We start from the raw sequence: 21870 nt of genomic DNA, 5'->3' as shown, positions 1-21870 counted from the left end.
TCAAGGAGGAAGTTTCTCCGCGAGCCCCTGCGGTTTTTCCTGCCGAGGTTCCTTCCGACCAGAAAGGGGGGGCGCCGGGGAGCTTCGTCAGGATCGGCAGTGATACTCACAGCGACGCGTCGTCGAGGATGACCCCAGGTATGAGCCTGCTTGAAACGGGCAGGGCATAAGCCCTGCCCCGGGGACATCAGCCTGGATGCGAGACGGCCTTGAATGAGTGGCTAGACATAGAAGTCCAGGTCCTCTTGAGCCTTGAGCAGGTCCCGCATCGTGATCGGATCGTCACCGAAGAAGAACACCAGTCCCCAGTGCGTGCCGAAGGCCGAGCGGTCCGGCACCGTCTCTTCGGCCGGCGCCACCAGCTCGTGAGACTCGAAGTATGGGTGCTCGATGGTTTCCTTTGGCATTTCCAGCTTGCTGACGACACGACGCCTCGGGTAAACGCCAAAGCAGCCCGCATAGCCTTTTGCATCGACCACTTCGCGGGGGAAGAAGGCATCGACCTCTTCCTTGGTGCTCTTGGGATCGAAGACCAGCATCGATGCCTGATAGGCGCTGAATCCGTAGGCACGTTCAATAAGCTCGAAGGCCTTGAAACCGGGCGGGCGATAGGCGACTTCGCCGAAGTACATCTCGCCGTCCGCTGCCACGAAGTACTCGGGGTGGATCAGGCCAAACTGGATGTCGAATGTCTTGATCAATTTCTTGATCTGCTTGGTGATGGCATCGCGCCAGCTCTCGAGTTCCCGTGTGGCGGGAACGAACACCGAGTAGCCCAGGGTCACGTACTCGGAGATGTTGAGGAACTTGATCTCACCATCATGGATCCAGGCCTCGACGGCAAACTCCCAGCCATCAAGGTGGCTCTCCATCAGCAAGGGGTACTCTTCGGCCGGTATGTTCTCGATCTCCTCGAGTTTGCGGATCATGCGGTGTCCGAGACAGCCGGCCTTGTCGAAAGCCTTGACATGAATCGGGTCGTCGGGGTCGCCGTCGAGCTTGAGCAGCGTCTGGTTGACACGTTTCATGAAGCGGATGATGTCTTCTTTCTCGTGGGCTTCCTCGAAGATTCCCACGCGAATTCCGCCCAGCTGGGCGCGGCGCTTCATCAGCGCTTTGTCTCGAAACAGGATGGATTGCCCGTACATGCGAGGACTGTCCATCAGGACGGAGTTGATTGCGCCGGACCATTCGACGGTTTCCTCGAACAGTGGTATGGCCACGTCCACGCCTTCCGCCTTGAGGGTCTCCGCAATTTCCATGGATCGATCGTTCAGGCGCACGAAATCCCATTGAATGTAGGGGATCTTATTGGCTTCGCAGAAATCGGCGGCCCAGTCCGGCGCCACGACCACGTAGCGGCGATCAAACTTCTGTGCCGCCTTGATGGCATTGACGCTCCAGCCAAGCAGCGCGATATACCCCTTGTTGGGGTCCTTGGGCGTTTCAGTGCCTTTGACCGAATCCATTGTCGGGTCGGTCCAGCTTGAAACGTCCTTGGCGGCCGGGGTTTCTGATGCAATCGACATGTGTTGCTCTCCTTCTGCCCTGGGCAGAAAATGACGCTCGATCTCGAGTGGTCCTGTCGAGCTTGACTGCCAGGCATCGGCGGCTAGCACCCAGACGCCCAGCTATCCTGGGCCAGACCCTTGGCCCGATCTACATCATCAGTTGGAATATCGGCCGGTTCGCCCTTTTTGAGCGGATCATAGTGAAAGACGTATAGCCGCGATGCGAATTGGGCAACCGGTAGTGAGGCTTCACCGTAAAGTTCGCCATTGCCTAGGGTCGATGTGACGATTCCCTGTCCCCAGTCTTGCCCGCTATCGTTGTTGGGATTGAAGAAGTACACCCGCATGACCTGGCTCGGATCTAGCGCAAGGCGCTGGATCGTGATGGCGTGCCAGCCGAGAAAGCGCGTGGCGCTGTCGGTCACGGCAATACCGTGCCGCACCGTACGCACGGCGAGCGAAGGCACCAGTGTCTGAGGATAATCCCAGTCTCTACCGCCGAAGAATCCGGCGGCCTCGATCGCCGGCACGCGCGTATAGAGGGCCTCCAGCCCCCTGGTATCGAACATCAGGGGGCGTGCCGTATCGATCACCTCGAATACGGGAGAGACGGCTGCAACGGCATTCGCGGAGGAAAGCCGCTCGATGGCGGCGTCGAACTGCTTGACAAGCGCATATGAGGAGCCGTTGTCATGGTGGGCGGTTCCGTGCCTATCAACGCTCATTTAACTACATTCTGCTCTAGCTGGTGACATGTCAACCACATTTGCAGCGGCCAATCTCGGGGGTGCGGACGGAATTTTGCAGCTTGCAGTGACAATTGCCACGGTGCCCACCTCAGTGGCAAAGCGTCTTGCGGGCCTGGCTGTGGCTCGTCTCGTGGCCGGAGGGCAGGGGGGCGGCCGGATTGGTCAGCCAGGCGACGATATCCTCCTCGGTGCGTTCACGCTGGGTATAGCGGGTCAGCATATGGTAGCCGTCCGGGTAGAGCACCAGACGCCAGCCAGGCGTCTTCGAGCCCGGTTCGGGCAGCTTGTCCAGCAGGGCGCAGAATGCCTCGGCCGGGATGACCTGGTCTTCGTCGCCATAGAGGATCAAGGTCGGCCCCGGCAGCTCGCTGGCGGCTTCCAGGGCGCTGTCCATTGCCCCTGTCAGGCCCGCCAGGGTGTCGACGCGGGCGCTGCGCAGGATCAGCGGGTCCTGGGCCAACTGGCGCTTGATCGCCTCATCATCGGTGGGCTCGATTCCCAGGCGCCGGGTGGTGCGTACCGAAAAGGACACCTGCGGTATCAGGCGAACGCCAAGCCACAGCCCCAGGCGTTGGTACCACGGCATCGCCTCTCGCCCCCACACGGCGGGGGCGATCAATACGCTGCCATCCACAGGAGGAGGGTCGTCGTCGGTCATGGCGAGTATCACGATAGCCGCCCCCATGCTCTTGCCGATCAGGTAGAGCGGCGTGTGGGGATGGCGTTCGCGCAGCAGGTCTGCGAGCAGCGCCACGTCATCGCTCAGACGCTGATGCCCCGACCACAGGCGGCGCTGTTCGGTGGTGCCGAAGCCCCGCTGGTCATGGGCATAGACTTCCACGCCTTGGCGGGTCAGGGCGTCGGCAAGCACATTGAAGCTACCGGCATGGTCGTTGAAGCCGTGCACCGCCAGGACCACGCTGCCGGCTTCGTTCTGTGCGGGCCAATGGCGTAACGGCAGCCGGTAGCCATCGTCGGCAACGACCTGGTGTGTTGTGAGCCTTGGCTCCTCGGCGCCCGGGCCGGGCGATTGCAGGGTTGCATCGCTGGCACAGCCCCCCACTGCCAGCAGTGCGGTGATCAACCAGACTGGCTTCAGCAGGCCATTTTGCAGCGCTAGCGGCAGGATGCAACGTAGCCGGCTCATGGTATGGCAGGGTACCCAAGCGCGTGGCGAAGCCGGTCGGCATGGGCGGAGATCCACTCAGGTGAGATGGGGCCCCAGTCTCGTATCACGTAGCGTCCGATGTTGTGTCTGCCTCCGGCGTCGGGCTCGAACTCACAGCGGATATCGAGCTCCTCCAGAGCCGTGATGGTGTCCTGGGCGGTACGCCTCGGCATGCCGGTTGTCTCAATGAGCGCAGGCACACTGGCAATTCCGGTTCTGATCAGGTGAGCCACGTAGAGGCGGCGGTAGAAGCTGGAGCGGGTCTTGCTGAGTGACATGTTGGTTTCCTGAACGGGTCGATTTTCTAAGCTCTCTTTGCCACGGTGAGTCGAGACGTGAGCGAACGGCCGATAATCGGCTAAAGGATAGCGTCAGCGCCGCTGGGTTAGCCACCGGTAGCCAGGGTGGCTCGGTTCCGGGTGGAGGTCGTGAGAATTGCCTACAGTACTAGGAGCTTGTCGGACTTGTCGCTGATCTGCTAATCCAAACCTTTCGACGATCGGTCAAATCCGGCAGGTACCTGGCAGCGGGGTGAATTCATGAGCCTTTCACTTGTCATTGGGATAGGCAAGTGATGAAGGTTAAACGGATCAGGGAGGAGACACATGGCCGTCAATCGTGTGAGTGAAGCCGAGCTGTTGGTTCAGATAGGGCGCTGCATGTTTGGTGAGCGAGTGGTGGTGGAGCGTGAGGGCAAGCGTTTCTCGGCACGGGTTCAGCATGTCGGGGCAACCGGAGTGAAGGTCATTCCCGAGACGACGCTGACTGAGCACGACGGGCAACCCGGCGATATCCAGGGCGTGATGGTCTCGTTTGCCGACATCAAGGAAGTCGAGGTCGAGGGCGATACCTACCGACTCGAATGAGTGGCATGGGCATGAATGTTCGGTATCGGTTGATATGAGCCTGCCGGTGCGGACGTGACCCCGCGCAGGCTGGTCTAGTCGCGGGGCTGGGCGTGGGAGGCGAGCCGCTCCAGGGCGCGTTTGAGGCGGGGATCCTCGGTATCGGCGGCGCAGGCGGCGATCTCGTCCGCGGCGGGTGCCGGTAGCTGACGCACCTGGCGTGCGGGCACCTTGAGCGGCCGCACCGGCCGCACCTTGAGCGTGAACCCCGTGACCGCGGCGAACTCCGGCAGCTGATGTAGCAGTGTGAGCAGGCGCTGCTGTTCGTAGCGAAGCCAGGTCAGCCAGACGGCGCGGTCGGTGATGATCGTCAGTTTCCCCTCGCGAAAGCCCCCGACATGGACGTGTTCGCCCACCTCATCCGGCAGGTGGTCCCGCAGGTGTTGCTGGGCGCGAGCGATCAGCCTTGCGGTGCGCATCAGCGGCGCCAATTCGCCACCTCCGCCCAGCAGACGTGACATGGGCTGTGCGCGTGAACCCTTAACCTTTATACTCATGGGCTTATTCTCGGGGGCAGATGCCTTCTCCAGGTTGCCGATAGCGACCTTGGCCGCTGTCCTGTGTCCAACGCCCGTGGTTACGGCAAAGCCTAGCACGCTCGGGAGAAACGCTACAGCATGACCACCGACCAGCCACAAGGCCATTCCGTCGCCGCTCCCAACGCGGGAGCGGCGGTGCGCCGTCGACAGCGCTCACGCTGGTGGCTGGCCGGCCTGTTGGTGAGCTGCCTGCTGCCCGCCGGGCTGACCCAGGCGGAGACCCTGCGGCTGGCGGAACGCGTGGTCCAGACCTGCATCCTGGCGCCGACGCTGATGCGTGCCCGCTGTCGCTATGTGGCACGACGACGGGCGCTGCCACACTGGCCCCCGCGCAAGCCAAGGGTCGTGGCATGCCGTGTTCGACCTCCGCGGCGGATGCCGCCCTGGCGGTGTTGGCCCGCCGCTCATGACGTCCTGACGCGCCGCGGTCCACCCGACCTGCGCCGTCAACTCTGAAGCCATCGATTCCTGCCGGTGGGGGCTTGGCGGTATGCCATGCCCGCTTTCACTACTGGCCGATTGTCATATGCCGATATTGGACGTTTCATGATCAACTCTCTTTTACGCAAGGTCGTCGGCTCCAAGAACGACCGTGAAGTCAAGCGAATGCACCGCCAGGCCTCCGAGGCGACCGCTCTCGAGCCGCAGTTCGAAGCGCTCGACGATGCCGCGCTCCAGGCGCGTACCGGTGAATTCCGCGAACGCCTCGCCGCCGGTGCGACCCTCGATTCGCTGATACCCGAAGCCTTTTCCACGGTACGCGAGGCGAGCAAGCGGGTGATGGGCATGCGTCATTTCGATGTCCAGCTGGTCGGCGGCCTGACCCTGCACCGTGGGCGCATCGCCGAGATGAAGACCGGCGAGGGCAAGACCCTGGTCGCCACCCTGGCGGTCTATCTCAATGCACTGCCAAGCAAGGGCGTGCATGTGGTCACCGTGAACGACTATCTGGCCCGCCGTGATGCGGAATGGATGCGCCCGCTGTACGAGTTCCTTGGGCTGTCGGTGGGCACCATCTACGCCGGCCAGACCTCCGAGGAGAAGCGGGCAGCCTATGCCTGCGACATCACCTACGGCACCAACAACGAGTACGGCTTCGACTACCTGCGCGACAACATGGCGTTCTCGCTGGAAGACAAGGTACAGCGTGGCCTGCACTACGCCATCATCGATGAAGTCGACTCCATTCTGATCGACGAGGCACGCACGCCTCTGATCATCTCGGGTGCGGTGGACGAGAATACCGAGCTTTATCAGGTGGTCGACCGGCTGGCGAAGCACCTGGTCAAGGGCGAGGTGTCGGAAGACCCTGACGTGCCGGTCAGCGGCGACTTCTTGATCGAGGAAAAGCAGAAGCAGGTCGAGATCACCGAAGCGGGTCACAACAAGGTTGAGGAGTTGATGCGCGAGGAGGGGCTGCTGGGCGAGCATGATTCGCTTTATGCCGCCCAGAATCTCAATCTGCTGCAGCACATGCATTCGGCCCTGCGCGCTCGCCACCTCTATCAGCGTGACGTCGACTATATCGTCGCTGAAAATCAGGTGGTCATCGTCGACGAGCACACCGGCCGGACCATGCCGGGGCGTCGCTGGTCCGAGGGCCTGCACCAGGCGGTGGAGGCCAAGGAGGGGGTGCCCGTTCAGCGCGAGAGCCAGACGCTGGCGTCGACCACCTTCCAGAACTATTTCCGTCTCTACGAGAAGCTGGCCGGGATGACCGGTACCGCCGATACCGAAGCCTTCGAATTCCGGCAGATCTATGGGCTGGATGTGGTGGTGATTCCCACCAATCGGCCGCTGATTCGCAAGGACCTGAATGACCTGGTCTACCTTTCCGCCGAGGAGAAGTTCGAGGCGATCATCAAGGACGTCAAGGCCGAGACAGAAGCGGGGCGCCCCGTGCTGGTAGGCACGGCATCCATCGAGACCTCTGAATACCTGGCCAACCTGATGAAGGAGGAAGGTCTCGCCTTCAACGTACTCAACGCCAAGCAGCACCAGAGTGAAGCCGAGATCATCGCCCAGGCCGGCCGGCCCGGTGCCGTTACCATCGCCACCAACATGGCCGGTCGCGGTACCGATATCGTGCTGGGCGGCAACTGGGAGGCTGAGGTAGCCAAGCTCGAGAATCCCACCGACGAGCAGGTCGAGCAGCTCAAGGAGGAGTGGCGGGTCCGTCACGAAGCGGTGCTGGCCGCGGGTGGCCTGCATGTGATCGGCTCCGAGCGCCACGAATCGCGGCGTATCGACAACCAGCTTCGTGGCCGCGCCGGCCGCCAGGGCGACCCGGGTTCGACCCGATTCTTCCTCTCCATGGAAGACAGCCTGATGCGCCTGTTCGGTTCTGATCGGGTGCAGCGCATGATGAAGGCGCTGGGTCTCGAGCGTGGCGAGGCCATCGAACACAAGATGGTCTCCAATGCCGTGGAGCGGGCCCAGAAGAAGGTCGAAAGCCGCAACTTCGATATCCGCAAGCAGCTGCTTGAATATGATGACGTTGCCAACGACCAGCGCCGGGTGATCTATGAGCAGCGCAATGAGATCCTCTCGGCCGACGATGTCTCCCAGAACGTGCTGGGCATTCGTGACGAAGTCCTCGACCAGACCATCAGCGACTTCGTGCCGCCTCAGAGCCTGCAGGAGCAATGGGATCTGCCAGGGCTGCAGGAGCACTTGAGGAGCGAGTTCAACCTCACTGCGCCAGTGGTGGAGTGGGCCGAGCAGGATGACCGCTTCCATGAAGAGCAGCTGCGCGAACGGCTCCAGGAGATGCATCGCAAGACGTACGAGGACAAGGTTGCAGCGGCCGGAACAGAACTGATTCGCCGCTTCGAGAAGCAGATCATGCTGCAGATTCTCGACACCCGCTGGAAGGAGCATCTCCAGTCGATGGATCACCTGCGTCGCGGTATTCACCTGCGCGGCTATGCTCAGAAGAATCCCAAGCAGGAGTACAAGCGCGAGGCCTTCGAACTGTTTCAGACGCTGCTGACGAACATCAAGGCGGACATCACCCGCGTTACCAGTCACGTTCACGTGCGCAAGCCCGAGGAAGTCGACGAGCTGGAGCGCCAGCGGCGTGAGGCGCTGGAGCGTGAGAAGGCCGCGGCCAGCAGCCGTCATGATGCGCCGGCGCTCGAAGAGGGTGACGAGAATGCCCAGGCGGCCGTGGCCCCGGGAGCCGATGGCCGTCCGGTTCGCCGCGAAGGACCCAAGGTCGGTCGCAACGATCCCTGCCCGTGTGGTTCGGGGAAGAAGTATAAGCAGTGCTGCGGCCAGCTGAGCTGACCAGGACAGGAGACGACACGATGGCTGTGGGTGAGACATGTTTTCCGGCGATGCCGGCGATAGACGGGCTGCGCCTGGGGTCCGCCATGGCGGGCATCAAGAAGCCTGGGCGGCGGGATCTGGTGGTCATCGAGATTCCCGAGGGAGCCAGGGTGGCGGGAAGCTTCACGCGTAATGCCTTCTGTGCCGCTCCCGTTACCGTGGCCAAGGCGAATCTGGCCGCATGCCAGGCACGTGGTGACAGTGCCCGTTTGCTGGTGATCAATACCGGCAACGCCAACGCCGGCACTGGCGAAGTGGGGCTACGCGATGCCCACGCCACCTGTGCCGAGCTGGCACGGTTGGCCGGCGTCACCGAGGACGCCGTACTGCCGTTCTCCACTGGGGTGATCGGCGAGCCGCTGCCCATGGATCGGCTGCTGGGCGGGCTGCCGACGGCGCTGTCGTCCCTGGACGAGGGCGCCGAGTCGTGGCAGCAGGCCGGCGAGGGCATCCTCACCACCGATACCCGGCCCAAGGGCGCCAGCGTGAGCCTGGAAATGGGCGAGCAGACGGTGGTCATCAACGGCATCAGCAAGGGGTCGGGCATGATCAAGCCCAACATGGCCACCATGCTGGCCTTCGTGGCGACCGATGCTGCCATTGCGCAGCCACTGCTGGACGGGCTGCTGCGTGAGACAGTGGACCGCTCCTTCAACTGCATCACCGTCGATGGGGATACCTCCACCAACGATGCCTGCATGCTGATCGCCACCGGGCGGGGCGCCGAGGTGGCCAGCGACGAGCAGATCGCCGTGTTTCGCAATGGTCTGCAGCGTGTGATGACCGAGCTGGCCCAGGCGATCATTCGCGACGGCGAGGGGGCGACCAAGTTCGTGACACTTCAGGTCAACGAGGCGTCTAGCCGGGAGGAGGCACTGGATGTCGCCTTCACCGTTGCCCACTCTCCCCTGGTCAAGACTGCCCTGTTCGCTTCCGATGCCAACTGGGGGCGCATCCTCGCCGCCGTGGGGCGGGCACCGGTGGAGGATTTCGACGTGACGCGAGTGACCATCGACCTGGGCGATATTCGCCTGGTCGAATACGGTGGCCGGGCGGCAGGGTACACCGAGGAAGCCGGCAGTCGGGTGATGAGCCAGGAAGAGATCGTGATACGGATCACCCTGGGGCGTGGCGAGGAGAGCGCGACGGTCTGGACCTCCGACCTGTCCCACGACTATGTCAGCATCAACGCCGAGTATCGCAGCTGAGAGCGAATTTGGCAGACGAACAACCCTGTGCCGGGTGGACGGCATGGGTCAAGCGGGTAAAGGGTGAATGAACGTAATGGTGAAGAGAAGGGTGCACGTGGCGGCGGCCGCCATCATCAGCGGCGATGGCGACAAGGCGCTGATCGCCCGCCGTCCGTCCAATGTCGATCATGGTGGCCTGTGGGAATTTCCCGGCGGCAAGCTGGCACCCTACGAGACGGGCCTGGAAGGGCTCAAGCGTGAGCTCCATGAGGAACTGGGTGTCGAGATCAAGCGTGCCCAGCCGCTGATCCGCATTCATCACGAATACCCCGACAAGCATATCCTGCTGGACGTCTGGCAGGTGCATGAGTTCAGCGGCGAGCCGTTTGGCCGTGAAGGCCAGGCGGTGCGTTGGGTGCCGTTGCAGGAACTGGTCAACTACCCGTTCCCGGCGGCCAACCTGCCGATTCTCCAGGCCGTGATGCTGCCCACCGAGTATTTCATCACGGCGGAGGAGCCGGACGATGAGGTATTCGAGGCTCGCCTGGCCCGGGCGCTGGTCGAGGACAGCGTGAGGCTGGTGCAGCTGCGCGCCAAGTCGCTGGACGAAGCGGCCTACCTGGCTCGAGCTGAGCGTGCCCTGGCGCTGTGTCGTGAGCACGGCGCGAGGCTACTTCTCAATGCCGATCCCGCGCTGCTGGAGAAGGTCGATGCCGATGGCGTACACCTCACCAGTGAGCGCTTGATGTCCTTGGAGCGGCGCCCGATTTCGGAAGCCAAGTGGCTGGCGTCCTCGACGCATGACCAGAAGCAGCTGACCCAGGCCTCGAGCATCGGCTGCGACTTCGTCACCCTGTCGCCGCTGCGTACGACACCATCCCATCCCGAGGTGCCACCCATGGGCTGGCACGACTTCCAGCAGCTTGTCGAGCGCGCCGCCATGCCGGTCTTTGCGCTGGGCGGGATGACCCGCTTCGACGCCAACCATGCGCGTGCGGTGGGCGCCCAGGGCATCGCCTCGATTCGTGACTTCTGGAAGTGACAGACAGCTACCCTCAATTGAGAATAACGCTGTAGGAGGAATGCTCCGCATCACGACTGGCGCCGTCAGGCGCCCGGCGGAGCCCACAGGTGCTAATACTTCGCCTCCTTGCCAGCACCCCTGCTGTCGCCGGATCAGCCGCAGTGCTTCGCTCAATCGCGATAGCGCCGCGTCAGGTCGCCATCGGCGTCGATACGGCGGTCGCGTCTGGGAAAGAGAGGCCAGATGCGCCGGGCATTGTCGTTAGTCCCGATAGCGCCGCGTCAGGTCGCCATAGGCGTCGATACGGCGGTCGCGCAGGTAGGGCCATATGCGCCGCACGTCTTCGCCGCGGCTCATGTCGAGCGTGACCAGCATGCGCTCGGCCTCGGTGCCGGCATGGGCCAGTAGCTCACCCTGTGGCCCGGCGACGAAGCTGCCGCCCCAGAAGTCGATGCCTTCACCAACCCCGGATTGGTCCGGCTCGTGGCCGACGCGATTGGCCACGATCACGGGCAGGCCATTGGCCACCGCATGGCTGCGCTGGATCAGCGTCCAGGCTTCCTTCTGGCGCGCCTTCTCCGCTTCGTCGTCGGGCGGGCTCCAGCCGATGGCGGTGGGATAGAGCAGCAGCTCCGCCCCGGCCAGTGCCATCAGCCTCGCCGCTTCCGGATACCACTGGTCCCAGCAGACCAGCAGGCCGAGCCGACCCACCGAGGTGTCGATGGGCTGGAAACCCTGCTTGCGGCTGTCGTCTTGATCCCCCGGGGCGAAGTAGAACTTCTCGTAGAAGCCGGGATCGTCGGGGATGTGCATCTTGCGATAGTGGCCGACCTGGCCGCGGCCGCGATCGTAGACCACTGCCGTGTTGTGGTAGAGGCCGGGAGCCCGGCGCTCGAACAGCGAGCCCACCAGCACGATATCGAGCTCGGCGGCGAGTGCGGCCAGGCGAGTGCCGGTAGGGCCATCCAGTGGCTCGGCCAGGTCGAACAGCGCCGTATCTTCGTACTGGCAGAAATAGTGCGTGGCATGCAGCTCCTGGAGCATGACCAGTTCGGCGCCGGCCGCGGCCAGTTCACGCACTCCGGCTTCGCTTTCTGCCAGGCTTGCCGCCTTGTCGGGCCAGGCGGGCTGCTGGACCAGGCCGACCTTGAGTTGACGGGACATGATGATGCCTCCTTGGTGGTTCAGTATTCGAGACTGATCCGGCGACACTCCTTCGAGGGGGCGCTGTAAATACTTCCTTGTAGCTACCTACGCCAGCCCTGGCGTAGGCCCCCTCTGCGGACTGTCCCCGGTGCCTTTTGACTCAGGTGAGTGTTGCCAGGCTGCCCCGAGGGAGCTGCATGGTCAGGCAGTGCAGGCTGCCATGCTGGCGGATCACGCTGAGGCAGTCGATCGGCACGATGTCATGGGCGGGAAAGGCCGTGGCAAGTGCCGCCAGTGCCCGGCTGTCGGCGGCATCGGCGTAGGTGGGTACCAGCACCGCACCGTTGATGATCACGAAATTGGCGTAGGTGGCTGGCAGCCGATGGCCATCCACCGGGTCGAAGCAGGGTCGCGGCCATGGCAGCGGAATCAGCCGGTAGGGTCGGCCATCGGCACGACGGAAAGCAGCCAGTTCATTCTCCATGGCGGTGAGGGCGGCGTAGTGAGGGTCGGTCGGATCGTCGCACCTGACGTAGGCGATGGTCTCGCTGTCGCAGAAGCGCGCCAGGGTATCCACATGGCTGTCGGTGTCGTCCCCTTCCAGGTGGCCGCTGGTCAACCATAGCACCCGCTCGACCCCGAACGCCTCCTGGAGCATGGCTTCCACCGCGTTGCGATCGAGCTGCGGGTTGCGATTGGGGTTGAGCAGGCAGGCCTCAGTGGTCAAGAGGGTGCCTTCGCCATCACTCTCGATGGCACCGCCTTCCAGCACCAGTTCGCGTGATTCCACCGGGCAGGCGAAGAGGCTGGTCTCCGCTAGCCGCCGGGTCAGGGTGTTGTCCCGGGTAGCCTCGAACTTGCCGCCCCAGCCGGTAAAGACAAAGTCCAGCAAGTGGAGTTCACCATCGCGGAGGATGCCGATGGGGCCATGGTCCCGTGCCCAGGTGTCGTCGGACTGGGCGACGACCAGGCGCAATCGCTCGGCCGCAACGCCGAGGCAGGCGAAGCGGCGCTGCAGGTGGTGGCGCGTCGCGGTCGAGGGCACGCTGATCACTACGGACTGGTAGCGGGCGACGGCCACCACGATGCTCTCCATGGTGGCCTCGATGCGCTCGAGCAAGGGAGCCCAATCGCTGGTGGGGCTGGGCCAGGTGAGCTGTATGGCGTCCTGGGGGTGCCATTCGGGAAGCAGGCGGTTGGCCATGGTGGGAGCCTCTGGGTTGCGTCTCGTCGTCCGGCGTCCTATCGCCGAGTCGGCGAAATGTAGGCCCAGCCGGCTAATGTTGCAAGCATAGGGGAAACGCCATCCTACCCGGTGCAGTGGACGGCAAAAAACCGTACCATGACCCCCCGCTGACAAGGAACGCCAATCATGCTTGACCGCTTGCCACTGTTGATCGGGTTGCGCTATGTACGCGCCAAGCGCCGCAACCACTTCATCTCCTTCATATCGTTGACCTCCATGCTGGGCCTGATGCTCGGCGTGGCGGTATTGATACTCGTGCTGTCGGTGATGAACGGCTTCGACCACGAGTTGCGCACCCGCATCCTGGGCATGGTGCCCCATGCCAAGATCGAGTCGCGCACCGGCCTTGTCGAATGGGAGGCCCTGGCCGAAGAGCTGATGCAGCGCGAACGGGTGATCGGTGCGGCACCCTTCGTGGAACAGCAGGGGATGTTCTCATCGGCCGGCCGCAACGAGGGTGCCATGGTCAACGGCATCCATCCCGAATGGGAGGATCGCGTGTCGATCATCGGCCGGCACATGCAGCAGGGCAGCCTCAATGACCTGGCGCCCGGCGAGTGGAATGTGGTGCTGGGCTCCCTGCTGGCCCGCCATCTGGGTGTCGGGGTGGGCGACCGGGTCACGCTGCTGGTACCTGAGGCCTCGATCACCCCGGCGGGGGTCTTTCCCCGCCTCAAGCGCTTCACGGTGAGCGGCATCTTCAGCGTTGGCGCCGACCTGGACGCCAACCTTGCCTATGCCCATATCGAGGACATGCAGACGCTCGCCCGCCTGGGCGATGCGGTAGGGGGGCTGCGGCTGGAGCTGGACGATCTCTTTGCCTCTGCCAGCGAGACCCGCGCCATCGTCAATCAGCTCGGTACTGGCTATCGCGGCACCGACTGGACCTTCTCCCATGGCAACCTGTTCCAGGCGATCCAGATGGAGAAGCGCATGATCGCGCTGCTGCTGACCGTGATCATCGCTGTGGCGGCCTTCAATATCGTTTCTACCCTGGTGATGGTGGTCACCGACAAGCATGCCGATATCGCCATCCTGCGGACCATCGGCGCCACGCCGCGCTCGATCATGGGAATCTTCATGGTGCAGGGCATGGCGATCGGAATCATTGGCATTGCCGTGGGTGTCGGGCTGGGGGTGCTGCTGGCGCTGACCATCTCGGATCTGATCGGTTGGGTCGAGTCGACCCTGGGCATCCAGTTCCTCGACGCTGGGGTCTACTTCATCAGCGACCTGCCGTCCCGGCTGCACTGGTCCGATGTGCGCGATATCATCGCCGCCGCGTTTGGGCTGACCTTCCTGTCGACGATCTACCCGGCCTGGCGCGCCGCGCGGGTCCAACCTGCCGAGGTGCTGCGCTATGAATGATCCGGCCACCCTGAAGGAGAGCGACATGAGCCAGTCAGCGAACACCAAGGGCAAGGTAATGCTGGCATGCCATGACCTGACCCGCATCTATCGCGAAGGCCCCCAGGATGTCACCGTGCTGGAGGGGCTCGCCCTGGAAGTGCGGGCGGGGGAGCGGGTCGCTATTGTGGGCAGCTCCGGTTCCGGCAAGACGACGCTGCTGAACCTGCTGGGCGGCCTGGATCGCCCGACCCGCGGAGAGGTACGCATCGCCGATGAATCACTGCTCGACCTGGGTGAGACGGCCCTGGGCCGCTTCCGCAATCGGCATATCGGCTTCGTTTACCAGTTCCACCACCTGCTGGCAGAATTCACCGCCTTGGAGAATGCCGCGTTACCGTTGATCGTGCGTGGCCAGAGCAAGAAGGCGGCCGAGTCGCGGGCCCGGGAACTGCTGATAAGGGTAGGCATCGCCGAGCGAGCCGACCACAAGCCGGGTGAGCTCTCCGGCGGCGAGCGTCAGCGGGTCGCCATTGCCCGGGCGTTGGTCACCGATCCCAGCCTTGTGCTGATGGACGAACCCACCGGCAACCTGGACCAGACCACGGCCGCCAGCATCCTGGCACTGATGGACGAGCTGGCCCGTACCACAGCCTGTGCCTTCGTTATCGTTACCCACGATCCGGCGATGGCTGCGCATCAGGATCGCGTGCTCAAGCTCGACGGCGGACGCCTCACAGAGCAGCACATACCCATTTGATACAGACCTGGTCCCGGCCATGGCCGGGACTCACTCCTCCCTGTTTCGTCTTGCCTGTCGGCGCCGCAAGGCGCGCTGTTTCCAGCTGCGTGAGACATGCCAGCGCCAGACCAGCCGGATGATCACATTACCCACGATGGCGAGCACGATGGCCGACACCACAGAACCGAGCGCCAGGGCCGGCAAGATGTCGGCCATGCGCTCGGCGATCCAGCGCGTCGAAATGCGCGCCGGCGCCTCCCGGGCAGGGGTACTCATCAACCAGGCGCCAAGCCGATAGTTGCCGTAGAAAATCAACGGCATGGTCAGAGGGTTGGTGATCCATACCAGTCCCACCGAAAGCGGCAGGTTGCAGCGCAACAGCCAGGCTCCGAACGCCGCCACGATCATCTGGAAGGGGATCGGAAGCATGGCACTGAACAGGCCCACCGAGAAGGCATTGGCCACGGTGCGACGTGACAGCGCCCAAAGGGCGGGGTCGGCAATGATATGGCTCACGAAGCGCAGCGAGCGCTGGCGTCGGAGCGTTTCGGGGTGAGGCATGTAGCGCTGCAAGAATCGGCGCGGCATGACGGATTGGCTCGCTGCTTCGGGACCCGGCTATTATCCATGGATGGGTGCTGGCTCGCCATGCCGTATGTAGGTATAGCCAGTAGGCAGGCGTCGATGTGCCAGGGCCGGCCGCTATCATCCAGGGGGCTTGGTCAGGGGCATCCATAGGGCTCGGTCGGGGGCAGCCAGGGGGCGGCGATAAGGGCAAGGGAATGCGAGTTGGTATGGCGTTACCGGCAGCTGTGGCTGCCATGGCGGGTGTCGGTCTGGGTTGGTGGGCGCCTGCGGGCCTGGTGGAACTATGGTGTCTGGCGCTGTTGCTGCTGCTGGCCAGAAGCAGCTGGAAAGGCGTGGGGCTTGCCCTGATCGTGGCCCTCGCGGCGGGGCAGGTCTTGTTGGCCAAGGGGGCTGAGCTGCCACTGGGTCTGCTGCGTGTCGATCTGGTTGTGGAGGGGCATCTCGAAACCGTCGAGGAAGAGGACCGGCTGACGCGGCTGCTGGTGCGCGTTGACGACTGTCGGCCCCTGGCGGCGGAGAGCCTGCCCTGTGACCGGCTACGCCGAGTGCGCCTCAGCCACTACCAGGCCCCCGACATGTCACCGGGTGAGCGCTGGGCGCTGACCGTTCGGTTGCGCCCGCCCGGCGGCTTCGCCAATCCCGGCACGTTTGACTACCGCGCCTGGCTATGGCGCGAGGGAATTCAGGCCACCGGCTACGTACGCAGCGACCCGGCTGCCGAGCGCCTTCAGCCGGCGGGCGCGTCCCCGCGGCGACAGGCACTCGCTCATCTCGAGGCACAGCAGCTGCCACCCCTGACGACGCGCTGGCTGGCGGCGTTGACGCTGGGTGCCGGCGAGCGCCTGACGCGGGACGAGTGGGAGCTACTCAATGCCAGTGGCACCACCCACTTGATGGTCATTTCGGGGCTGCATGTGGGACTCGTGGCCACCTTTGTCCTGCTGATGGCGCGGGGGCTCGCGCGGTTGGTTGCTCCCGGGAGCTGGCGACTGGCGGTTTGGCCCTGGTGGCTGGCCGGCATGGTGGCCATCGGCTACGCCTGGCTGGCGGGGCTGCAACCGCCTGCCATGCGGGCCATGATCATGACCCTGATCGGGCTCTGGGTGGCGAGCGGCCGGCATGCGCCGGGGCCATGGCAGGCCTGGTGGCTGGCCCTGGGGCTGGTCGTGTTGGTCGACCCGCTATCGGCATGGCGCCCCGGGTTATGGCTGTCGTTCGTCGCCGTGGCGTTGCTGATCCTGATCTGGCAAGGACGCGCGCGGCCCGCCGGCGCTAGGGGGTGGGGGTGGGCACTGCTGCGGACCCAGCTGTTGCTGGCACCGCTGATGGCGGCAGCGGTACTGCTCGCTTTCGCCCGGCTGGCCCCCGCCGCTCCGCTGGTCAACCTGGTGGCGGTGCCGGTCGTCAGCTCCCTGCTCGTCCCGCTGGGACTGTTGGGCTGGCTATTGACCCCGGTACCGGCGCTCTCCCAGCTCTGCTGGTGGCTCTTCGAGCGCATCGCCCTGGCGCTGATCACTCTGCTCGAACTCGCGGTGGCCTGGCTGCCACTATGGTGGCCGTCTCCCGCGATGGTTGTTCCACTGGCATTCATGCTTGGGCTGATCGCCCTGCTTTGGGCGCTGCCGGGGCTGGCGGCGACGCTGCGTATCGGCGGCAGCCTGCTGCTGGTGCCGGCGATGCTGGGGCTGACGGAGCCGAGTCAGGAGCCCGGTACGCTGCGGATCCGTGTGCAGGATGTGGGCCAAGGCCAGCTTGTGGAGCTGCGCAGCGCCAACTACCGCATGCTGTATGACGCCGGGCCCCGCTTCGCGTCCGGCTACGCCCCGCTGGCCGCGCTATGGCCGCCGGGGCAAGGCTTCGACCGCGTCATGGTCAGCCATGATGATACCGACCATGCCGGGGGGGTATCACGGCTGGCGAACGAGCACCGTGTGGCTGAGTTTCTCGCGCCGCCGAGGGAGTCGATCGGCGTGCCCTTCACTCCCTGTGTCAGGGGGCAGCACTGGCAGCGCGATGGGGTGACATACCGGGTGCTTTGGCCGCCCGAGGGCACAGAGGGACTGTCCAGCAATGACCGCTCCTGCGTGCTGGAAGTGACGCTCGGTCGCCAGCGGTTGCTGCTCACCGGCGATGTCGGTCGCGAGGTGGAGCGCACCTTCCTGCGCGATGTGGCGGGCCCGGTCACTGCGCTGGTGGCGGGGCATCACGGCAGCCATACCAGCTCCGGGCCGCAGTTGGTCCAGACCCTGGCGCCCCATCACGTGATCTACAGTGCCGGACGCCACAACGCTTTCGGTCATCCTCACGATGACGTGGTGCGGCGGTTTCGTCGAGCAGGCAGCTGCCAATGGAGCACTGCCCTGGATGGAGCCGTGACCCTGTGGCTTGGAAAGACAGAGGAATCCCGCTTTCAGTCCGCCCGCATCATGCCCTGGCGCCGCAGCGGTGTCGAAGGTGGGTGCCATGCGGTAGAATCGCCCCACTGACCGCTGCCGTCGTGGCAGAGTAAGGAGGGGTTGGATGAACATGATGGATGCGCTCGTCGCCGGGGGCTGGTTGATGATCCCGCTGCTGGGCTGTTCGCTGCTGGCAACGGTGATCATCATAGAGCGCCTGTGGACCCTGCGCGCCAAACGCATTGCGCCCTACGGGCTGGGCCAGGAGGTCTGCTCCCTGGTGTCCCGTGGCCAGGTCAATCTCTACTGGCTCGAGGGACACTCGCCGCTGGGCGGCGTGCTGGCCGCCGGCTTGCGCAATGCCCGCCTGGGCCATGAGCAGGTGCGTGCCCGCCTGCAGGAGGCCGCTACCGCCGTGATCCATGACATGGAGCGCTTCCTCAGTCCCCTGGGGACCATCGCCGCCATCGCTCCTCTGATTGGCCTGCTCGGTACGGTGGTGGGCATGATCGAGGTGTTTTCGGTCATCGTTGCCGGTGACGGGGCAAGCCGTACCGCCGACCTGGCAGGCGGCATCTCCCGCGCCCTGGTGACCACGGCGGCGGGCCTCACCGTGGCAATACCTGCGCTGATGTTCCATCGCTACTTTCAGCGTCGGGTCGAGGATATTACGGTACGTATGGAAGAGCAGGCCAGCCAGGTGGTCGAATTCATCGCCCACTACCAGGGCAGCGTGAGCCTTTCCGATGGTGGAGAGAGCGAGCGGGTCGAAGCCGATGGCCGTCTCGCGCCGGAGGTCAAACGGTCGTGAGATTTGCGCGCCGTCGCCGTGACCCGGTGGAAGTCAACCTCACTCCGCTGATAGACGTCGTCTTTCTGCTGCTGATCTTCTTCATGGTGTCCACTACCTTCGAAACGCGTCAGGCGCTGGAGCTCGAGCTACCCGAGAGCGTGGCGGGCGTCGACCTGGAGCTGTCGCCGGTGACGCTGGTCGTTACCGAGCAGGGGCGCTATCGGCTGGGCGAGCGTGAGCTGAGTGCCGCCGAGCTGAGCGATGCCCTGGCCGGCGAAGCGGAGCAGGCACGCCAGCACGGCCTGGTACTGGAAGCCGACGCGCGAGCCGTGCACGCGGACGTGGTGCGGGCACTGGACCAGGCGGGCGCGCTGGGCATTCGCCAGGTGCGGATAGCGACCCGTGAACCCCAGGCTATATCTACCCAAGCGGAGACACCGTGACTCGAGCCGGGACCCAACATTCGGGCTGGACGCTCTACAAGCGCCTGTTGAGCTATGTGAAACCCCATTGGGTTTCCTTTGCCCTGGCGATCGTCGGCTATACCATCTATGCCGCTTCCAGTACCGCCCTGGCGGAAATGATGAAGCGATTGATCGATGGCATCCAGAATCCGGACGCCGCTTTTCGTCTATTCCTGCCGCTGTTCGTGGTCGGCATGTTCGCGGCCCGGGGGCTGGGCACCTTCCTCGGCACCTATTTCATGAGCAACGTGGCGCGCAACGTGGTGCACGCACTGCGCTGCGATGTCTTCAATCACATGCTGCATCTGCCGGGCCGCTTCTTCGATTCCCACTCCAGCGGCCATCTCATCTCCCGGGTCACCTATCATGTCGAGCAGGTCACCGGTGCGGCGACCAAGGCGGTCACCATCGTGCTGCGGGAAGGTCTGTTCGTCATCGGCCTGCTGAGCTACCTGATGTGGACCAACTGGATGCTGACGCTGCTCTTCATGACCGTGACACCTCTGATTGCGGGCGTGGTCAGCTATGCCAGCAAACGCTTCCGGCGCATTTCACAGCGTATCCAGCACTCCATGGGCGACGTCACCCATGTGGCGTCGGAGGCCCTGTCGGGCTATCGCGTGGTGCGTACCCATGGTGCCGAGGAGTACGAGAAGGCTCGCTTCGCCAAGGCCAGCAACTACAACCGACAGCAGAGCATGAAAGAGGCATTGACCAAGGCCGTCAGCACCCCGGTCATCCAACTGCTGGTGGCGCTGTCGCTGGCAGTACTGGTTTGGCTGGCGATGTCACCGGCGCTGCTCGACGACATGACTCCCGGGGAGTTCGTCGCCTTCATCACCGCCGCCTCGCTGATGGCCAAGCCGGTACGCCAGCTCACCGAGGTCAACAGCGAGATCCAGAAGGGCATCGCCGCTGCAGCAGAGCTGTTCGGACTTCTCGAAGTATCCCCCGAGCGCGATGAAGGCACCCGTGAGCCGGGCCGACTCGAGGGGCGAGTGGAATTGCAGGACGTGCACTTCCGCTATGGGGACGACCAGCCCGAGGTGCTCAAGGGCATCGACGTGGCGGTCAAGGCTGGTGAGATGGTCGCCATCGTGGGACGCTCGGGAAGCGGCAAGTCGACCCTGGTCGGGCTACTGCCGCGCTTCTATCGCCCCTCCGCGGGACGCGTCCTCATAGACGGTGTGCCCATCGACGAGTACCGCCTGACACCGCTGCGCCGTCAGATCGCCCTGGTGTCTCAGCAGGTCACCCTGTTCAATGCCAGCATTGCCGACAATATCGCCTATGGCGTGCCGGATGCCGACCCGGCCGCCATCGAGGCTGCTGCCCGGGCGGCCCATGCCCACGAATTCATCGAACCGCTGTCGCAGGGCTATGACACCGTGGTGGGCGACAACGGCGTCATGCTCTCCGGCGGGCAGCGCCAGCGACTGGCCATCGCCCGGGCGATCTTCAAGGATGCCCCTTTGCTGATTCTCGATGAAGCCACGTCGGCACTGGACACCGAGTCGGAGCGCTATATCCAGCAGGCGCTGGAAACGGTATGCCGAGGGCGGACGACCCTGGTCATCGCCCATCGACTCTCAACCATCGAGCGGGCCGATCGCATCCTGGTCATGGAGCAGGGTCGCATCGTCGAGCAGGGTTCCCACGCCGAGCTGCTGGCCCGTGACGGTGCCTATGCGGCCCTTCATCGACTGCAGTTCCAGGAGTCCACGGTTCCATGAAGGGGGGGCTGGCAGAGCGCTGGCTGCATGCCGCCTATGGGGGTTCAGCCTGGCTCCGCCTGCTGCGACCGCTGGAGTCTCTCTATCGTCTGGTGGTGGCGCGCCGGGTTGCTGCCTATCGCAGCGGCAGGCGAGGGGTATGGCGGGCCGGGGTGCCGGTAATCGTGGTCGGCAACCTTACCCTCGGTGGCACCGGCAAGTCGCCGATGGTGGCCTGGCTGGGGCGGCACCTGGCCGAGCGGGGCTGGCGGCCGGGCATCGTCTCGCGAGGCTATGGTGGCAGCGCCACCAACTTTCCGCTGTGCGTGACCGAGACGACGCCGGTTGATCGCTGTGGCGACGAACCGCGCATGCTGGCACGCCAGACCGGGCTGCCCGTGGTGGTGGACCCGGATCGTCCGCGTGGCGGCAAGGCGCTGGTCGAGGCGGGGTGCGATATCCTGATCAGTGACGATGGTCTGCAGCACCTGGCGTTGGGTCGTGACCTGGAGCTGGTCGTCGTCGATGGACAACGAGGCTTCGGTAACGGTCGTTGCCTGCCGGCAGGGCCGCTACGTGAGCCGCTGGCCCGGCTGGACGATGTGGATGCGGTGCTGATAAATGGTACCCCATCCTTTGACATGCCCGGGAGCGGCTGGACATTTCGGCTGGCGCCCCTGCAATGGCGCGCGCTGCAGGATGACTCATGCTTTCCGCTCCTGCCGCTGCCATTCTCGGGGTCGGTCCACGCGGTGGCAGGGATCGGCAATCCGGACCGCTTCTTCGCCACCCTGGTGGAGATGGGGATAGAGGTCCGGCCTCATGCCCTGGCCGATCATCACCATTTCACCGCCCACGATATTAACTTCGACGACGGGCTACCGGTGGTGATGACGGCCAAGGATGCCGAGAAATGCCAGCGTTTTGCGTCGCCCAACAGCTGGGTGCTGGATGTGGAAGCGCAACCGGATGCCGGATTTGCAGCATGGCTGGATGCTCGGCTGGAAGCGCTACGATAAC

Annotated in this window: 19 protein-coding genes and 1 pseudogene; 12 read left to right on the top strand and 8 right to left on the bottom strand. The window is 64.3% G+C overall.

Annotated elements, in window-relative coordinates; translation table 11 throughout:
* Positions 1-221: 221 nt before the first annotated feature.
* From DU505_RS15830 to DU505_RS15815, 4 genes and pseudogenes are all read right to left on the bottom strand, one after another.
* Positions 222-1529: an ATP-grasp domain-containing protein gene (locus tag DU505_RS15830; protein WP_114479960.1), complete on the bottom strand. Its 1308-nt coding sequence runs from the start codon at positions 1527-1529 to the stop codon at positions 222-224.
* An 83-nt stretch (positions 1530-1612) separates the two neighbouring features.
* Positions 1613-1945: pseudogene (locus DU505_RS15825) on the bottom strand (hypothetical protein); the annotation flags it as partial.
* Between the two features lie 403 nt (positions 1946-2348).
* A complete protein-coding gene (locus tag DU505_RS15820) occupies positions 2349-3407 on the bottom strand; it encodes an alpha/beta hydrolase (RefSeq protein ID WP_114479959.1) in 1059 nt (352 codons plus the stop codon).
* Complete coding sequence (locus tag DU505_RS15815; protein ID WP_114479958.1) at positions 3404-3706, bottom strand: winged helix-turn-helix domain-containing protein; 303 nt, start codon at positions 3704-3706, stop codon at positions 3404-3406. The genes DU505_RS15820 and DU505_RS15815 overlap by 4 nt, the downstream gene beginning before the upstream one ends.
* 327 nt (positions 3707-4033) lie before the next feature.
* Between DU505_RS15815 and DU505_RS15810 the strand changes: the two genes are divergently transcribed.
* Positions 4034-4294 (top strand): hypothetical protein, encoded by a 261-nt coding sequence (locus DU505_RS15810; protein ID WP_114479957.1) that lies wholly within the window; start codon positions 4034-4036, stop codon positions 4292-4294.
* A 74-nt stretch (positions 4295-4368) separates the two neighbouring features.
* Here DU505_RS15810 and DU505_RS15805 read toward each other — a convergent pair whose 3' ends face one another.
* Positions 4369-4830 (bottom strand): DUF721 domain-containing protein, encoded by a 462-nt coding sequence (locus DU505_RS15805; protein ID WP_181872848.1) that lies wholly within the window; start codon positions 4828-4830, stop codon positions 4369-4371.
* Positions 4831-4950: 120 nt separating this feature from the next.
* On the opposite strand from DU505_RS15805, the gene DU505_RS15800 reads away from it, so the two are divergent.
* The 4 genes from DU505_RS15800 (at position 4951) to DU505_RS15785 (ending at position 10434) form a co-directional block, all read left to right on the top strand.
* A complete protein-coding gene (locus DU505_RS15800; protein ID WP_114479955.1) occupies positions 4951-5328 on the top strand; it encodes a hypothetical protein in 378 nt (125 codons plus the stop codon).
* Positions 5329-5418: 90 nt separating this feature from the next.
* Positions 5419-8160: a preprotein translocase subunit SecA gene (secA, locus tag DU505_RS15795; RefSeq protein WP_114479954.1), complete on the top strand. Its 2742-nt coding sequence runs from the start codon at positions 5419-5421 to the stop codon at positions 8158-8160.
* Positions 8161-8180: 20 nt separating this feature from the next.
* Entirely contained in the window at positions 8181-9410 is a 1230-nt protein-coding gene (gene argJ, locus DU505_RS15790; RefSeq protein WP_114479953.1) for a bifunctional glutamate N-acetyltransferase/amino-acid acetyltransferase ArgJ, read from the top strand.
* A 76-nt stretch (positions 9411-9486) separates the two neighbouring features.
* The gene (locus DU505_RS15785; protein WP_114479952.1) at positions 9487-10434 is read left to right on the top strand and encodes a Nudix family hydrolase; all 948 of its coding nucleotides are present in this window, start codon (positions 9487-9489) and stop codon (positions 10432-10434) included.
* Positions 10435-10677: 243 nt separating this feature from the next.
* Here DU505_RS15785 and DU505_RS15780 read toward each other — a convergent pair whose 3' ends face one another.
* The gene (locus DU505_RS15780; RefSeq protein ID WP_114479951.1) at positions 10678-11580 is read right to left on the bottom strand and encodes a carbon-nitrogen hydrolase; all 903 of its coding nucleotides are present in this window, start codon (positions 11578-11580) and stop codon (positions 10678-10680) included.
* Positions 11581-11722: 142 nt separating this feature from the next.
* A complete protein-coding gene (locus DU505_RS15775) occupies positions 11723-12766 on the bottom strand; it encodes an agmatine deiminase family protein (protein WP_114479950.1) in 1044 nt (347 codons plus the stop codon).
* Positions 12767-12934: 168 nt separating this feature from the next.
* On the opposite strand from DU505_RS15775, the gene DU505_RS15770 reads away from it, so the two are divergent.
* Positions 12935-14176 carry a lipoprotein-releasing ABC transporter permease subunit gene (locus tag DU505_RS15770; RefSeq protein WP_114479949.1) on the top strand — a complete coding sequence of 414 codons (1242 nt, stop codon included), beginning with the start codon at positions 12935-12937 and terminating at the stop codon, positions 14174-14176.
* A gap of 25 nt (positions 14177-14201) precedes the next feature.
* Positions 14202-14915, top strand: a complete 714-nt coding sequence (locus DU505_RS15765) for an ABC transporter ATP-binding protein (RefSeq protein WP_245947999.1) — start codon at positions 14202-14204, stop codon at positions 14913-14915.
* Positions 14916-14945: 30 nt separating this feature from the next.
* Here the strand turns inward: DU505_RS15765 and DU505_RS15760 are convergent, their stop codons facing one another.
* Positions 14946-15485, bottom strand: coding sequence for a DUF2062 domain-containing protein (locus DU505_RS15760; RefSeq protein ID WP_114479947.1), 540 nt, complete (start codon positions 15483-15485; stop codon positions 14946-14948).
* A 206-nt stretch (positions 15486-15691) separates the two neighbouring features.
* On the opposite strand from DU505_RS15760, the gene DU505_RS15755 reads away from it, so the two are divergent.
* The 5 genes from DU505_RS15755 to lpxK are packed head-to-tail and all read left to right on the top strand — an operon-like array spanning position 15692 to position 21869.
* A complete protein-coding gene (locus DU505_RS15755; RefSeq protein WP_114479946.1) occupies positions 15692-17971 on the top strand; it encodes a DNA internalization-related competence protein ComEC/Rec2 in 2280 nt (759 codons plus the stop codon).
* A 34-nt stretch (positions 17972-18005) separates the two neighbouring features.
* The gene (locus tag DU505_RS15750; protein ID WP_245947997.1) at positions 18006-18692 is read left to right on the top strand and encodes a MotA/TolQ/ExbB proton channel family protein; all 687 of its coding nucleotides are present in this window, start codon (positions 18006-18008) and stop codon (positions 18690-18692) included.
* Positions 18689-19117, top strand: coding sequence for an ExbD/TolR family protein (locus DU505_RS15745; protein WP_114479945.1), 429 nt, complete (start codon positions 18689-18691; stop codon positions 19115-19117). Before DU505_RS15750 ends, DU505_RS15745 begins: the two co-directional genes overlap by 4 nt.
* On the top strand, positions 19114-20871 hold the full coding sequence (gene msbA, locus DU505_RS15740) for a lipid A export permease/ATP-binding protein MsbA (protein ID WP_114479944.1): 1758 nt from the start codon (positions 19114-19116) through the stop codon (positions 20869-20871). Before DU505_RS15745 ends, msbA begins: the two co-directional genes overlap by 4 nt.
* Positions 20868-21869 carry a tetraacyldisaccharide 4'-kinase gene (gene lpxK, locus DU505_RS15735; protein ID WP_114479943.1) on the top strand — a complete coding sequence of 334 codons (1002 nt, stop codon included), beginning with the start codon at positions 20868-20870 and terminating at the stop codon, positions 21867-21869. Before msbA ends, lpxK begins: the two co-directional genes overlap by 4 nt.
* Position 21870: the final 1 nt, after the last annotated feature.

It is taken from the genome of Billgrantia montanilacus, assembly GCF_003336675.1.
Lineage (GTDB): Bacteria > Pseudomonadota > Gammaproteobacteria > Pseudomonadales > Halomonadaceae > Halomonas > Halomonas montanilacus.
Note: the sequence above shows the minus strand (reverse complement) of the source record. Positions and strands in the feature narration are given on the sequence as shown.